The 13766-nt window shown below is 70.8% G+C and carries 14 protein-coding genes; 12 read left to right on the top strand and 2 right to left on the bottom strand.

Going from position 1 to position 13766, the window contains the following annotated elements; all coding sequences use genetic code 11:
* The 10 genes from sufU to KIK09_RS36945 all read left to right on the top strand — a co-directional run bounded on the left by sufU (position 1) and on the right by KIK09_RS36945 (position 8478).
* The gene (gene sufU, locus KIK09_RS36990) at positions 1 to 441 is read left to right on the top strand and encodes a Fe-S cluster assembly sulfur transfer protein SufU (protein ID WP_214324091.1); all 441 of its coding nucleotides are present in this window, start codon (positions 1 to 3) and stop codon (positions 439 to 441) included.
* A complete protein-coding gene (locus KIK09_RS36985; protein ID WP_214324090.1) occupies positions 438 to 800 on the top strand; it encodes a metal-sulfur cluster assembly factor in 363 nt (120 codons plus the stop codon). Before sufU ends, KIK09_RS36985 begins: the two co-directional genes overlap by 4 nt.
* Before the next feature lie 324 nt (positions 801 to 1124).
* Complete coding sequence (locus tag KIK09_RS36980; RefSeq protein ID WP_250574298.1) at positions 1125 to 2966, top strand: DEAD/DEAH box helicase; 1842 nt, start codon at positions 1125 to 1127, stop codon at positions 2964 to 2966.
* Between the two features lie 227 nt (positions 2967 to 3193).
* Positions 3194 to 3457: a phosphoribosyl-ATP diphosphatase gene (locus KIK09_RS36975; protein WP_214324088.1), complete on the top strand. Its 264-nt coding sequence runs from the start codon at positions 3194 to 3196 to the stop codon at positions 3455 to 3457.
* Positions 3458 to 3509: 52 nt separating this feature from the next.
* Entirely contained in the window at positions 3510 to 4358 is an 849-nt protein-coding gene (gene hisG / locus KIK09_RS36970; RefSeq protein WP_214324087.1) for an ATP phosphoribosyltransferase, read from the top strand.
* Between the two features lie 43 nt (positions 4359 to 4401).
* Entirely contained in the window at positions 4402 to 5052 is a 651-nt protein-coding gene (locus KIK09_RS60240) for a carbonic anhydrase (protein ID WP_214324086.1), read from the top strand.
* A 69-nt stretch (positions 5053 to 5121) separates the two neighbouring features.
* Positions 5122 to 6006 (top strand): ABC transporter ATP-binding protein, encoded by an 885-nt coding sequence (locus KIK09_RS36960; protein ID WP_214324085.1) that lies wholly within the window; start codon positions 5122 to 5124, stop codon positions 6004 to 6006.
* Positions 6006 to 6740 carry an ABC transporter permease gene (locus KIK09_RS36955; protein ID WP_214324084.1) on the top strand — a complete coding sequence of 245 codons (735 nt, stop codon included), beginning with the start codon at positions 6006 to 6008 and terminating at the stop codon, positions 6738 to 6740. Before KIK09_RS36960 ends, KIK09_RS36955 begins: the two co-directional genes overlap by 1 nt.
* Positions 6737 to 7876 carry a sensor histidine kinase gene (locus KIK09_RS36950; RefSeq protein WP_214324083.1) on the top strand — a complete coding sequence of 380 codons (1140 nt, stop codon included), beginning with the start codon at positions 6737 to 6739 and terminating at the stop codon, positions 7874 to 7876. Before KIK09_RS36955 ends, KIK09_RS36950 begins: the two co-directional genes overlap by 4 nt.
* Complete coding sequence (locus tag KIK09_RS36945; RefSeq protein ID WP_214324082.1) at positions 7873 to 8478, top strand: response regulator transcription factor; 606 nt, start codon at positions 7873 to 7875, stop codon at positions 8476 to 8478. Before KIK09_RS36950 ends, KIK09_RS36945 begins: the two co-directional genes overlap by 4 nt.
* 4 nt (positions 8479 to 8482) lie before the next feature.
* On the opposite strand, the gene KIK09_RS36940 is transcribed toward KIK09_RS36945, so the two are convergent.
* Together KIK09_RS36940 and KIK09_RS36935 are read right to left on the bottom strand one after the other, a co-directional pair.
* A complete protein-coding gene (locus KIK09_RS36940; RefSeq protein WP_214324081.1) occupies positions 8483 to 9769 on the bottom strand; it encodes an aminotransferase class V-fold PLP-dependent enzyme in 1287 nt (428 codons plus the stop codon).
* Positions 9770 to 9783: 14 nt separating this feature from the next.
* Positions 9784 to 10809, bottom strand: coding sequence for an EAL domain-containing protein (locus tag KIK09_RS36935; RefSeq protein ID WP_308164531.1), 1026 nt, complete (start codon positions 10807 to 10809; stop codon positions 9784 to 9786).
* Positions 10810 to 11244: 435 nt separating this feature from the next.
* Between KIK09_RS36935 and KIK09_RS60235 the strand changes: the two genes are divergently transcribed.
* Together KIK09_RS60235 and abc-f are read left to right on the top strand one after the other, a co-directional pair.
* Positions 11245 to 11889, top strand: a complete 645-nt coding sequence (locus KIK09_RS60235; RefSeq protein ID WP_308164529.1) for an acVLRF1 family peptidyl-tRNA hydrolase — start codon at positions 11245 to 11247, stop codon at positions 11887 to 11889.
* A gap of 254 nt (positions 11890 to 12143) precedes the next feature.
* Positions 12144 to 13742: a ribosomal protection-like ABC-F family protein gene (gene abc-f, locus KIK09_RS36925; protein WP_214324079.1), complete on the top strand. Its 1599-nt coding sequence runs from the start codon at positions 12144 to 12146 to the stop codon at positions 13740 to 13742.
* The last annotated feature ends 24 nt before the right edge of the window (positions 13743 to 13766 follow it).

The following is a 13766-nucleotide window of genomic DNA, read 5'->3' as shown; positions in this document are numbered from 1 at the left end:
ATGATCGGCGAGTCGATGTACCAGGAGCTGATCCTGGAGCACTACAAGCACCCGCAGGGGCGGGGGCTGCGCGAGCCGTACGACGCCGAGGTTCACCACGTGAACCCCACGTGCGGCGACGAGATCACGATGCGCGTGAAGGTCGGCGAGGGCGGCAAGATCGAGGACGTCTCCTACGACGGCCAGGGCTGTTCCATCAGCCAGGCGGCCGCGTCGGTGCTCTACGAGCTGGCCGAGGGCTCGACCGTGGAGGAGACGCTGTCGGTGGTCGACGAGTTCACCCGCCTGATGCAGGGCAGGGGACAGGTGGAGGCCGACGAGGACGTCCTGGGGGACGCGGTGGCCTTTGCCGGGGTGGCGAAGTTCCCGGCTAGGGTGAAATGTGCGCTGCTGTCCTGGATGGCCTACAAAGACGCTGTGGTGAGGAGTGCTGCGCTATGAGCAAGCCCGTGGAGACGCCGATCGGCACTTTCGACGGTGATGTCACCGTCGAAGAGGTCATGGAGGCGTTGAAGGACGTCGTCGACCCCGAGCTCGGCATCAACGTCGTCGACCTGGGCCTGGTCTACGGGCTCAACCTCGACCCGGCCGACGGCACCCAGCCCGTCGCCACCATCGACATGACGCTGACCAGCGCCGCCTGCCCGCTCACCGACGTGATCGAGGACCAGGCGCACTCCGCGCTCGACGGCATGGTCTCCGACGTGAAGATCAACTGGGTGTGGCTCCCGCCGTGGGGCCCCGACAAGATCACCGACGAAGGACGCGAGCAGCTCCGTATGCTAGGCTTCAACGTCTGATCTTTTCTGCTGATACGGCTGGCGACCCCCGTCGGCCGTACCTGCATGCCAGGGCTCGGAAGGTCCGATCCCGCCGGGGGAATACATCGCGTTCTACCCCGTGTTAGTTCCACGTGCACCTGACGCATCATCGCGCGTCTCCAGCCGCCTGCGCCGGCACCGGGTGCGCGTCGACGGCCGCCTCCATCAAGGCGGGCTGTCCCCACCCCGAGGTGTAATCACTTGTGTACGGTTCCCGCCGTACGTCCCGGCTCGTCCTTTCGCAGAAGTGACGTGCCACTTCGACTGAAAGGCACGAAGTTCGTGACCATGCTTGACGCTGCCATGCCCGAAACCCTCCTGGAGCCGGGTCCGTCCGAGTTCGAGCTGCTCGGCCTGCCCAAGCCGCTCGTGGACGGGCTGGCCAGGCAGGGCATCGACAGCCCCTTCCCCATCCAGAGCGCCACCATCCCCGACGTGCTGGCCGGCAACGACGTGCTCGGCCGCGGCCAGACCGGCTCCGGCAAGACGCTCGCCTTCGGGCTGCCCACCATGGCCCGCCTCGCCGGCACCCGGCCGGCCCCCGGCCGTCCCCGCGCCATGATCCTGGTCCCCACCCGCGAGCTGGCCCTGCAGGTGCACGACGCCCTCGAGCCCCTCGGGCGCGGCCTCGGCCTGCGCATGAAGGTCGTCGTCGGCGGCATGTCCATGGGCAAGCAGATCGAGGCGCTGCGCCGCGGCGTCGACGTCGTCATCGCCACCCCCGGCCGGCTCGGCGACCTCATCCGGCAGCGTGAGTGCTCGCTCGAGGACGTCGAGGTGAGCGTCCTCGACGAGGCCGACCACATGTGCGACCTCGGCTTCTTCCCCGTCGTGACCGACCTGCTCGCGCAGACCCCGTCCGACGGGCAGCGCCTGCTGTTCTCGGCCACGCTCGACGGCGACGTCGACAAGCTGGTCCAGCGCTTCCTCAAGGACCCGATCACGCACTCCGTCGCGCCCGCGACCTCCCCGGTCGACACGATGGAGCACCACGTGATGCAGGTGACGCGCGACGACAAGTTCGACGTCGCCGCCGCCATCGCCAACCGCGAGGGCCGCACGATCATCTTCGTCCGCACCCAGCACGGCGTCGACCGCCTGTGCAAGCAGCTGGCCAGGGTCGGCATCAAGTCCGGCGGCCTGCACGGCGGCAAGCGGCAGAACCAGCGCACCCGCATCCTGTCGGAGTTCCGTGAGGGCTCCATCAACGTGCTCGTGTGCACCGACGTGGCCGCGCGCGGCATCCACGTCGACAACATCTCGCTGGTCCTGCACGTCGACCCGCCGCAGGACCACAAGAGCTACCTGCACCGCGGCGGCCGTACGGCACGCGCCGGCGAGAAGGGCACCGTGGTCACGCTCGTGCTGCCCAACGAGCGGCGCTCCACCGACCAGCTCACCCGGCGGGCGGGCATCCACCCGTTCCGCCTCAAGGCCACGGCGGACCACCCGCGCCTGGCCGAGGTGACCGGCGCCCGCATGCCTTCCGGCGAGCCGATCCCGGTCTGGGAGCCTGACGTGCGCAAGCCGCTGCGCCCGCGCCGCGAGGGGGGCCACGGCCCGTCCGAGCGCCGCGGCCGCCGCCCGCGCCGTGAGTTCGACGGCGAGCGCCGTCCGCGCCGCGAGTTCGACGGTGAGCACCGTCCGCGCCGCGACCACGACGGTGACCAGCGTCCCCGTCGCGACTTCGGCGGCGACAACCGTCCGCGTCGCGACTTCAACGGTGACAACCGTCCGCGTCGCGAGTCCGACGGCGACAACCGTCCGCGCCGTGAGTTCGACGGCGAGCACCGTCCGCGTCGCGACTTCAACGGTGACAACCGTCCCCGTCGCGACTTCGGCGGCGAGCGGCCCCAGCGGCACGAGGGCACGCCGTTCCGCGCGAACGACCGCGGGGTGCGCGACGAGCGCCCCTCCCGCGGCGACGACCGCGGGTTCCGCCGTGACGACAGCGGGTTCAGGCGTGACGACCGGGGTGGAGACCGCGGGTTCCGCGGCGACGACCGTGGGTTCCGCTCCGACGACCGTGGCGCGCGCCCCGTCTCCGGTGACCGCCCCCGCGGTTACCGCTCCGACGACCGTGGCCGCGGCTTCCGCCCCGACGACCGCGGCAACCGTCCCAACGGCCGCCGCTTCGGCCGCTGACCCCACGGGTTCGCCGACCCCAAGGTCGCGTTGACCCCGCGGGTTCGCCGACCTCCGGGTCGCGCTGACCCACGGGTTCGCCGATGCCCGCCGTACCACTGCTGCCCGCCGCACCTCGAGGAGAGGTACGGCGGGCAGTGGCGCACCCGAGGGGACCCGGCTGGCGGCGCGGGAGCCGGGGGGCGACTAGGCTTGTCACGCATGCCGGCCGAACGACGAGAGAGACCATGAAGACCTTCGAAGAGCTGTACGCCGAGCTGTCCGAGAAGGCGCGCACGAGGCCCGCGGGTTCGGGCACCGTGGCCGCGCTGGATGCCGGCGTCCATGCCATCGGCAAGAAGGTCGTCGAGGAGGCCGCCGAGAGCTGGATGGCCGCCGAGCACGAGACGAACGACAGGGCCGCGGAGGAGATCTCGCAGCTGCTCTACCACGTGCAGGTCCTCATGATCGCCAAGGGCATCGGGCTGGACGAGGTCTACAAGCATCTCTAGGGCGCCCAGCGCCCACCCCACGAAGTCACGAAATTTCAGACATTAACGAGGGATGAGAGAGATGCTCCGACTGGCAGTACCCAACAAGGGCGCCCTGAGCGAGGCCGCCCAGACCATGCTCAAAGAGGCCGGCTACCGGTCCCGCCGAGACAGCAAGGAACTCGTCGTCGTCGACGAGGAGAACGGCTGCGAGCTGTTCTTCCTGCGCCCCCGCGACATCGCCGTCTACGTCGGCGAGGGCACGCTCGACGCCGGCATCACCGGCCGCGACATGCTGGTCGACTCCGGCGCGCCGGTCGAGGAGATCATGCCGCTCGGCTTCGGCGGCTCCACCTTCCGCCTGGCCGCCCCCCGAGCGGCCGCCATGACCTCGGTCAAGGACCTGGAAGGCCTGCGCATCGCCACCTCCTACGCGGGGCTGCTCGGCAAGTTCCTGGCCGACAGCGGCGTGGACGCGCGCGTCATCAAGCTCGACGGCGCCGTGGAGACCGCGATCAGGCTCGGCGTGGCCGACGCGGTGGCCGACGTCGTCGAGACCGGCACCACGCTGCGCAACGTCGGCCTCGAGGTGTTCGGCGAGCCGATCATGCAGTCCGAGGCCGTGCTGATCAGGCGCAACGAGCCGTCGGGGCTGGACCAGCTGGTGCGCCGCCTGCAGGGCGTCATCCACGCCCGCGACTACGTGATGATGGACTACGACATCCGCGCCGAGCGCATCGAGGAGGCCACCGCGCTGGCCCCCGGCATGGAGGGGCCGACGGTCTCCCCGCTGCACCGCGAGGGCTGGGTCGCGGTGCGCGTCATGGTGCCGCGCAAGGGCCACCAGCAGGTCATGGACCAGCTCTGGGAGATCGGCGCAAGGGCCATTCTGGTCACCGATATCTACGCCTGCCGCGTGTGAGTACTGCCCGCTAGGTCACGGACCCGGCGGGCATAACGTAGCCGTGCGTGACGAGCTGCTTGCCCGCCGTGGTCTCCTCTTCAGTGCCGCGCTCATCACCGGCTCCGCGCTCACCGGAGCCGCGGTCCTGGCCAACTCCCGTCCCGCCTCGGCCGCTCAGGCCTGGGCCGCGCTGCGCGACGGCAACCGCCGCTGGGCCGCGGGCGGCGCCCGCCGTCCCCGCCTGGACCCCGACAGGCGCCGCCAGGTGGCCACCGGCCAGTCGCCGTACGCCGTCGTGCTGTCGTGCATCGACTCCAGGGTGCCGCCCGAGGCCGTCTTCGACGCCGGCCTCGGCGATCTGCTCGTGGTCCGTACGGCAGGCCACACCACCGACCCGCTGGTGACCGCCGCCGTGCAGTTCGGCCCGCAGGACCTGCGGGCACCGCTGGTCGTCGTGCTCGGCCACCAGCGCTGCGGCGCGGTCACCGCGGCGGCCACCGCGCTGCGGGAGGGCACCACGCTGCCGGGGGAGCTGCAGCGGATCGTGGAGGCGCTGCGCCCCGTCTACACCGGCGACGTGGAGGAGATGATCAAGGCGAGCACCGTGCACACGGTCTCCCTGCTGCGCTCGGATCCGCTGCTGCGCGGCAGGACCGCGGTGATCGGCGCCTACTACAGCCTCGACAGCGGCCTGGTGACCCGGGTGGCCTGACAAATGTCACACAGATCCCCGGATGGACGGCACTAAGCGATCCCGATCACCGCCCTTAGCGTCTTATCCATGAACGCCATCGTGTTCGATCGCGTCAGCAAGAACTACGGGGACGTGCTTGCTGTCGACGATCTCTCCCTTGCCATCGAGCCCGGCAAGACCGTGGCCCTGCTCGGCCCCAACGGTGCGGGCAAGTCCACCTCCATCAACATGCTTCTCGGGCTGCTGCGCCCGACCAAGGGCGCGATCAGCGTGTTCGGCCGTACCCCCGAGCAGGCCGTGGCCGCCGGTGACATGGGCGCCATGCTGCAGAGCGGCCAGCTCATCCCCGAGCTGTCGGTCCAGGAGCTGATCGAGCTGGTCCGCCGGCTCTACCCCGACCCCCTGCCGCTCGCGGACATCCTCAAGCTGGCCGACCTCGCCGACCTGGTCAAGCGCCGCGCCAACAAGCTGTCGGGCGGGCAGACCCAGCGCGTCAGGTTCGCCCTGGCCATCGCGGGCGCGCCGCGGATCCTGGTGCTCGACGAGCCCACCGCCGCCATGGACGTGGAGTCGCGCCTGCGTTTCTGGGAGAGCATGCGCGCCTACGCCGCCGAGGGCAGGACCGTGCTGTTCGCCACCCACTACCTGGAGGAGGCCGACGAGAGCTCCGACAGGGTCATCGTCGTCGCCAGGGGCGTCGTGGTCGCCGACGGCACCGCCGCCGAGATCAAGGCCGGCGTCGGCGGGCAGACGGTCCGCTTCAGGCTCGGCGAGCAGGCGGCGGCCGGGCTCGACCTGCTGCCGGGCGTCACCGCCGTGGAGATCACCGGCGGGGTCGCCACGCTGCGCACCGCCGACACCGACGCCACCGTCGCCGCCCTCTACCGCGGCACCACCCTCGACGTGCGCGACCTGCAGCTCGGCGGGGCCGACCTCGAGGACGCCTTCCTCGCCCTCACCCGGGAGTCCTGATGCTGTACTACGCCAAGACCGAGGCGCTGCGCATGCTGCGCAACCGCCGCTACATCATCTTCGTCGTCGCATTCCCCGTCGTGTTCTACCTGATCAACGCCAACATCTACGGCCAGCAGAAGACCGACGGCGGCGTCACCGTGGCCGCCTACCTGCTGGTGTCGATGGCCGCCTACGGCGCGCTGGCCTCCTCGATGATGAGCTCGGCCGTGCCGTGGGCGCAGGAGCGCCAGTCAGGCTGGCTGCGCCAGCTGCAGATCACCCCGCTGCCCAACTGGGCCATCATCGTGACCAAGCTGGGCGCCGCGCTGCTGCTGGTGCTGCCGTCGCTGCTGCTGGTCAGCCTGGCAGCGGTACTGCAGCAGGGGGTGTCCATGCCGGTCAGCCGGTGGGTGCCGTTGCTGCTCACGCTGTGGATCGGGGCCATCCCGTTCATCGCGGTGGGGCTGACCATCGGCTCGGTGTTCGGCCCCGACGCCGCCCAGCCCGCCTCGATGATCTGCATGTTCGCCCTGGCGCTGCTCGGCGGGCTGTGGTTCCCGGTGGACGTGATCGGCGGCACGATGAAGACCATCGCCCACTTCATGCCGTCCTACCACTACGCCAACCTGGGCTGGAGCATCATCTCCGGCGACGGCCTCCCCGTGACCGACCTGCTCATCGTGCTCGCGTGGGCCGTCGTGCTCGGCGGCGTGGCGACCTACGCCTACCGGCGGGCTACTGTTCGGGCATGAGCTTCGCAGACAAGCTGACCTTCGGCGGTGCGGACGGGGTTCCGAACCGCCGAAGGCGGCTGTTCGGCATCTCGATCGGGCTGGTCTACGTGCTGTACCCGATCAGCTCGCTGGTGTCGGGCGACATCACGGGCGTCAAGGCGGTGTGGGGTTGGGCGTCGATCGTGGCGTTCCTGACCTGCTACATCGCCACCACGCTCAGTCCGCGGAGCTTCTACGAGCCTGGCAGGTGGACCTACCACCTGCTGGCCGTCACCACGGCGATCTCGGTGGTCTCCGCGCTGGCCTTCGGCGACGCGTGGCTGACACTGCCCATCTTCACGGTCGTGCTCTACAGCTTCACCCTGTCGCCGCGCGGGGCGGTGATGGGGATGTTCGGGATGCTCGCGGTCGTCATCGTCTCCGGCCTGCTGGCCAGGGTGGAACCCGGCGTGATCGTCATCTTCGGGTTCCAGGTCGTCACGCTCGGGCTGCTGTTCATCGGCGTGCGCAACACCCGCGTCCTGGCGCACCAGCTGCGCGAGGCGCAGGGCGAGGTGGCCAGGCTGGCCGCCGCCGACGAGCGGCTGCGCATCTCCCGTGACCTGCACGACCTGCTCGGGCACAGCCTGTCGCTGATCGTGCTGAAGAGCGAGCTGGCCGGCCGCCTGGCCGAGGACTCGCCCAAGGTGCTGCGCGAGGTGCGCGACATCGAGTCGGTGGCCAGGCAGGCGCTGGTCGAGGTCCGCGAGGCCGTCACCGGCTACCGCCAGCGCAGCCTGTCGGAGGAGCTGGACAACGCCCGCGCCGTGCTGCGCGCCGCGGGCGTCGAACCGCAGGTCAGGGTCTCAGGCACGCCCCTGCCCGACCTGCTCGACGGCCTGCTCGGCTGGGCCGTCCGCGAGGGCGTCACCAACGTCGTACGGCACGCCGGTGCGGACCGGTGCGAGATCGAGGTGACGTACGACGGAAAAGCCGTCACCCTGGAGATCATGGACGACGGACGCGGCGGAGAGCCGCAGCAGCCGGGCAGCGGCCTGTCAGGCCTCAGGGAACGGGTGCTGGGCGCGGGCGGCTCGGTGACGGCGGGGAGCGCCCCCAAGGGCGGCTTCGCGCTGAAGGTACGGGTGCCGGCCGGCGTGAAGGCGCCCGCGTGATCAGAGTCGTGCTGGCCGAGGACCAGGGCATGGTCCGCGGCGCTCTCGCCTCGCTGCTCGGCCTGGAGCCCGACATCGAGGTCGTCGGGGAGGCCGCCGACGGTGAGGAGGCGGTCGCCGTCGTGCTCAAGCAGCGGCCCGACATCGCGCTGCTCGACATCGAGATGCCGCTGCTCGACGGCATCGGCGCGGCGAGCAGGATCGCGGTGGAGGTGCCCGCCTGCCGGGTGATGATCCTTACCACGTTCGGCAGGCCCGGCTACCTGCGCAACGCGATGGAGGCGGGCGCGGTGGCCTTCCTGGTCAAGGACAGCCCGGCGCGGGAGCTGGCCTCGGCCATCCGGCGGGTGCACGCGGGGGAGCGGGTCATCGACCCGGGCCTGGCCGCGGCGGCGCTCAGCGCGGGGCCCAACCCGCTGTCGGCCCGTGAGCGGGACGTGCTGGCGGCCGCCGCCGACGGCTCGACGATCGGCGACATCGCCAGGAAGCTGCACCTGTCGGAGGGCACGGTCCGCAACTACCTGTCGTCGGCCATCCAGAAGACGCACGCCCGCAACAGGATCGCGGCCGTCCAGCGCGCCCAGACCCAGGGCTGGCTCTAGCGGTTCACTTGAGCGCGGCCACGGCCTTGACGGCCTGGTCGGCCTGCTCGGGCGTGGTGACGATGCTGGTGCCGAAGCGCAGCAGCGACTGGCTGTAGGGCGTGGAACTGGCCACGATCCCGGCCTGGCGCAGGCGGTCGACGGCTTCGAAGGGGTTCAGCCCGTCGACCGCGCAGCACACCACGCCCGCCGACAGCTCAGGGGAGACCGGGGTGGCGAGCTTGACGTTCGCCAGCCCCGCCAGCCCCTGCTTGAGCCGGGTGGCAAGCTCCTGGGTGCGCCGCTGGATGCGGTCGGCGCCGATGGCCTCGTGGAAGGCGAAGGCGTCCGGCATCGCCCAGCGGTGCTCGAACGCCTTGAACCCGCCGGGCGTGACCAGCTCCGCGGTGGTGGCCTTGGGCGGCGTGCCCTGCTGCCAGGACTCGAACGACGCCTCACTGAAGCTGGTGATCACGGGCGACAGCGCGTCCCAGGCCCTGCCCCACAGGATCCCGGTGCCACGCGGCCCGAACAGCCACTTGTGCGCGCCGCTGGCCAGGAAGTCGCAACCCAGGTCGTCCACCTGGTCGGCCATCGCGCCGAAGCCGTGCACGCCGTCCACGCACAGCAGCGCCCTGTCGCGCTCGTCGCGCCCCTTGTTGACCTCGGCGAGCATGTCGGCGATGGCCCTGATGGGCAGCCGGACGCCGGTGCTCGAGTGCACCCAGGTCACCGCCACCACCCTGGTGCGCGGCCGCAGCCCGGCCTTCAGGCTGGACACGATCCGGTCGGCCGAGGCCCGCGCCGGGTCGTCGTAGAGCCTGACCCGGCGCACGCGCGCCCCGGTGCGCTCGGCCAGCAGCCGCAGCCCTTCGTGCGTGGCCAGGAAGTCGTGCTCGGTGGTCAGCACGTCCTGCCCCGGCAGCAGCCTGATCCCGGAGTAGAGCAGGCCCAGGCCCATCGTGGTGCTGTCGGTGAGCGCCACGTCCTGCTCGCGGGCGCCCAGATGTCGCGCGGCGGCCCGCCGTACCGTCGCGTCGGGGTTGTCCTGGCCGGGCGGGAGGTATTCGGGGTCGGCGTCGAGCGCCGCCCTGTGCCGTGCGATGGCCGCCCTGACCGGTGCGGGCGCGGGGGCCAGCACGAATGCCGCGAACTGGGCGAGCTTCGGGTCGAGCGCGAACTGCGCCCGCACCGAATCCCATCCGCGCGGATCGAAGGACGGCGAGGGCGCGGGAGTGGCGGAGGTGCACGCGGCCACCCCGGCCAGCACCCCCGCGCCGAGCAGCGCCCGCCTGTTCAGCTGCCGAGTCATGATCCCTTCATAACTCAGCCGCGCATCGCCGACACCTGTCGGATCAGATCGGATACGCGCACGATGCCCAGGCAGCGGTTGAGCTCGTCGGTGACCACCAGGTCGTCGTAGACGCGGCCGGAGTCGCGGCCGGCCGCCTGCATGGCCGCCACGGCCGGCGTGGTGCGTGGAACGGTCCGCGGTGGATCGGCCAGGCGCCTGGCGGGTTTGGTGCCGTGCAGCGCGTGCCCGTAGCGGGCGGCGAACGACAGCAGGAAGCGGGAGCGATCCAGGCTGCCCTTGGGCCGCTGGTACTCATCCACCAGGATCACGCTGGTGATCGTGGGCTCGTGCCCGAAGGCGGCCATCGCCTCCTCGGCGTTGGCCTGCTCGGGCAGCGTCACCGCGGGCAGCAGCAGTTCCTGGACCCGTGGGCCAAGCATGATCGCGGAGGGCGACTCGTCGGGCGCGGGCAGCGGCACCCGGACCCGGCCGTCGGGGCCGGGGGCCATCAGCGGCCCGCTGGCCATCCGCACGCCCCAGCCGCGCAGCTGGGCCAGCTGGGTCTCACGCTCGACGCCGTTGGCCAGCGCGTGCGCGCCCAGCCCGCGCGCCAGCGCCGCGACGGCTCTGGCCACCGCGCCGGCGCGGTGGTCGCCGGGGAGCCGGTCGATCAGCTCGGGTGACAGCGCCAGCAGGTACGGCGCGGCGTCGGCGACCTGGTCGAGCGGCACGCTGCCCGCTCCCACGCCGCCGAAGGCCAGCAGGTAGCCGATCGTCCGCAGGCCGTCCAGGCCCACCTTGAGCAGCTGACGTTCCTCCGGCCCCGACGAGCCGGTGATCAGCAGGGTGACGTCGCGGGGATGGCGCCCGGCGCGGCGAACCGTCTCGTGCAGCGGCGCCAGGGCTCCGGCCCCCGACAGCACGACCTCTACGGGCAGCTCCAGCATCAGCGGAAGGCGTACCGACGGAAGGTTTCCCGCGGCATCCACAGCGACGTGCAGCGCGATGACCGCCCCGGTGTCGAGATCTACCACGGGGCCGGTGAGCAGGGAAGACACGAGGAGATGATGATGTTCCGGGTTTTTCGGCGAAACCCCTGCGCGATGAAATTCACCGATATTTCCTGCAGCGTTGGGGGGAATATAGTTCGGTTCGCAGATCTTGTACGCCACGTACTTCGGCCGTCCCCGGGGTGTTCTCGTACGGCAGGCCCCCCACCGGCCGCCCGCCGCACTCCGGCTGATGGCCTGCTCCCGGCGCTTCCGGCGAGTCGGGGCCACGTCCCGCCGCCACGGCGCACGGAACCCGCCCAAGTGGGCGCGGGACCCCGTCCGGGTGGGTTTGGACGCGCCGTAACGGCGGGGACGGGTGCGCCCGAATGGCGTGGACGTGACAGGCGGGCGTTGGCGGCGGCGGGGAGCGGGTGGGGCGGCTTGCCGTACATTCGTCAAGGACCTGACGGGAGGAGTCGGGGACGTCAACGGGGAGGAACGGTGGCACGGGAGGCCAAGGGCGGCGGGCGGTGGGTCGAGGTCGCGCCCGAGCGGCTGCACCGGTGGATCGACGGGTTCGCCGACCGGCACGGGCCGTTCGAGGCCACCGGTGACCCGCTGCGGGTGCGGCTCGTGGCGGCCGACGGGGCGGTGGCCGAGCTGCGGGTGCCGTTCCCGCCGCTGGAGAGCGGCCCGCCGTACATTTCCCGATTTGTCGCCCATGCCAGGGCGGACCGCGACATAGGTGTTGTGCTGGTCCGTCAGGGAGGCTACGCCGCGGGCGTCTTCCACGGCGCCGACCTGGTCGCCTCCAAGGTGGGCTCCCGCCTGGTCCAGGGCAGGACCGCGGCCGGCGGCTGGTCGCAGCAGCGCTTCGCCAGGCGGCGCCGCAACCAGGCCGTCCAGGCCTTCGAGAGTGCCGCCGAGACCGCGGTCCGGGTCCTGTCCCCGCACCTGGACACCCTGGCGGCGGTGGTGTTCGGCGGCGACCGCAGGGCCGTCGACGCGCTGCGCCCCGACAAGTCGATGGCTGCGCTGTTCGCCCTGGAGTCCGAGCCCTTCCTGGTGGTGCCCGACCCCCGGCTGGTCGTCCTCAAGGACACGCCCCGCCTGTTCAGAGCCGTCAGGATCCTGATCCTGGACTGAAGCCCGCCGCGTAGCCTGCCAGGAAATCCTCCAGCATTTCGCCAAGCTCGACGCACCGGCGCGGAGGGCCTGGCCCGTCGGTGATACGGGCGCCACCGACGACTTCGTGCTTCACCTGTCACCCCCCGAACAGCCCGCCGAGGTGGGCGCGCGGGATTAAGAGCGGCCGGGCAGGCCGTTAGTCCATAGACTGATCGGCGCCGCCAAGCCGTGCAGGCCCCCAAATCGCTGTAGCCAGGAGTGCTCCATCCACCATGATCATTGCCAGTGACATCGAGCTGCGCGCGGGCTCGCGGCTTCTGATCGAGAAGGCCACGTTCCGCGTCAACCCCGGCGACAAGATCGGCCTGGTCGGCCGCAACGGCGCGGGCAAGACCACCCTCACCAAGGTTCTGGCCGGCGAGGGCCTGCCGGCGAGCGGTGCCGTCACCACCAGCGGCGCCGTCGGATACCTGCCGCAGGACCCGCGCACCGGCGACCTGCAGGTGCTGGCCCGCGACCGCATCCTGTCGGCCCGCGGGCTCGACGAGGTGCTGCGCAAGCTGCGCGAGGCCGAGCTCGGCATGACCTCCGCCGACGAACGCACCCGGGAGAAGGCCGTCAGACGGTACGGCAAGCTCGACGACCAGATGCACGTCCTGGGCGGCTACTCGGCCGAGGCCGAGGCGGCCTCCATCGCCTCCAGCCTCGGGCTGCCCGACCGGGTGCTCAAGCAGCCGCTGGAAACCCTGTCCGGAGGGCAGCGCAGGCGGGTGGAATTGGCCCGCATTCTTTTCAGCGGAGCGGAAACTCTCCTTCTCGACGAGCCGACAAACCACCTTGATGCGGACTCAATCGGGTGGCTTCGTGATTTTTTGCGATCTCATCAGGGCGGCTTGGTGATCATCAGCCACGATGTTGGCCTTCTTGAAGCGACGGTCAACAAGGTCCTCCACCTGGACGCCAACCGCTGCGTGATCGATCACTACAACGTCGGCTGGAAGGCCTATCTCGCCCAGCGCGAGACCGACGAGAAGCGCAGAAAGCGCGAGCGCGCCAATGCCGAGAAGCAGGCGGGCGCGCTGCTCGCGCAGGCCGACAAGATGCGTGCCAAGGCCACCAAGGCCAAGGCCGCGCAGGACATGATGCGCCGCGCCAACCGGCTGCTGTCCGGCACCGAGGAGGAGCGCAAGTCCGACAAGGTGGCCAGGCTGCGCTTCCCCGACCCGCTGCCCTGCGGTCGCACGCCGCTCATGGCGCAGGGCCTGTCCAAGGCCTACGGGTCCCTGGAGGTCTTCACCGACGTCGACGTGGCCATCGACCGCGGCCACCGGGTCGTCATCCTCGGCCTCAATGGCGCGGGCAAGACCACGCTGCTGCGCCTGCTCGGCGGCGTCGAGACACCCGACACGGGGGAGATCAGGCCAGGTCACGGCCTCAAGATCGGCTACTACGCGCAGGAGCACGAGACGCTGGACGCCGGCCGCACGCTGCTGGAGAACATGCGCTCGGCCGGGGGCGAGTTCACCGACACCGAGCTGCGCAAGGTGCTCGGCTCGTTCCTGTTCACCGGCGACGACGTGGACAAGCCCGCCGGGGTCCTGTCGGGCGGCGAGAAGACCCGGCTCGCCCTGGCGATCCTGGTGCTGTCGAGTGCGAACGTACTTCTGCTCGATGAGCCCACGAACAACCTCGATCCGATCAGCCGCGAGCAGGTTCTGAACGCTCTGAGGAGCTATTCAGGAGCAATCGTCCTGGTCACGCATGACGAGGGTGCCGTTGATGCCCTTTCACCGGATAGGGTGATCTTGCTACCTGACGGAACTGAAGACGCATGGAGCGACGAATTTTCCGATCTTGTGGCACTTGCCTGATCTTAATTTGAGTGGGTACGGATC

The organism is Nonomuraea sediminis, assembly GCF_018531495.1.
In the GTDB taxonomy this organism is placed as follows: domain Bacteria; phylum Actinomycetota; class Actinomycetes; order Streptosporangiales; family Streptosporangiaceae; genus Nonomuraea; species Nonomuraea sediminis.
Note: the sequence above shows the minus strand (reverse complement) of the source record. Positions and strands in the feature narration are given on the sequence as shown.

Excerpts from the sequence above, each read along its gene's own strand:
- KIK09_RS36985 (WP_214324090.1), top strand. The coding sequence starts at position 438 with ATGAGCAAGCCCGTGGAGACGCCGATCGGCACTTTCGACGGTGATGTC.
- sufU (WP_214324091.1), top strand. The coding sequence starts at position 1 with ATGATCGGCGAGTCGATGTACCAGGAGCTGATCCTGGAGCACTACAAG.
- abc-f (WP_214324079.1), top strand. The coding sequence starts at position 12,144 with ATGATCATTGCCAGTGACATCGAGCTGCGCGCGGGCTCGCGGCTTCTG.
- KIK09_RS36940 (WP_214324081.1), bottom strand. The coding sequence starts at position 9,769 with ATGACTCGGCAGCTGAACAGGCGGGCGCTGCTCGGCGCGGGGGTGCTG.
- KIK09_RS36950 (WP_214324083.1), top strand. The coding sequence starts at position 6,737 with ATGAGCTTCGCAGACAAGCTGACCTTCGGCGGTGCGGACGGGGTTCCG.
- KIK09_RS36960 (WP_214324085.1), top strand. The coding sequence starts at position 5,122 with ATGAACGCCATCGTGTTCGATCGCGTCAGCAAGAACTACGGGGACGTG.
- KIK09_RS36980 (WP_250574298.1), top strand. The coding sequence starts at position 1,125 with ATGCCCGAAACCCTCCTGGAGCCGGGTCCGTCCGAGTTCGAGCTGCTC.
- KIK09_RS36975 (WP_214324088.1), top strand. The coding sequence starts at position 3,194 with ATGAAGACCTTCGAAGAGCTGTACGCCGAGCTGTCCGAGAAGGCGCGC.
- KIK09_RS36955 (WP_214324084.1), top strand. The coding sequence starts at position 6,006 with ATGCTGTACTACGCCAAGACCGAGGCGCTGCGCATGCTGCGCAACCGC.
- hisG (WP_214324087.1), top strand. The coding sequence starts at position 3,510 with ATGAGAGAGATGCTCCGACTGGCAGTACCCAACAAGGGCGCCCTGAGC.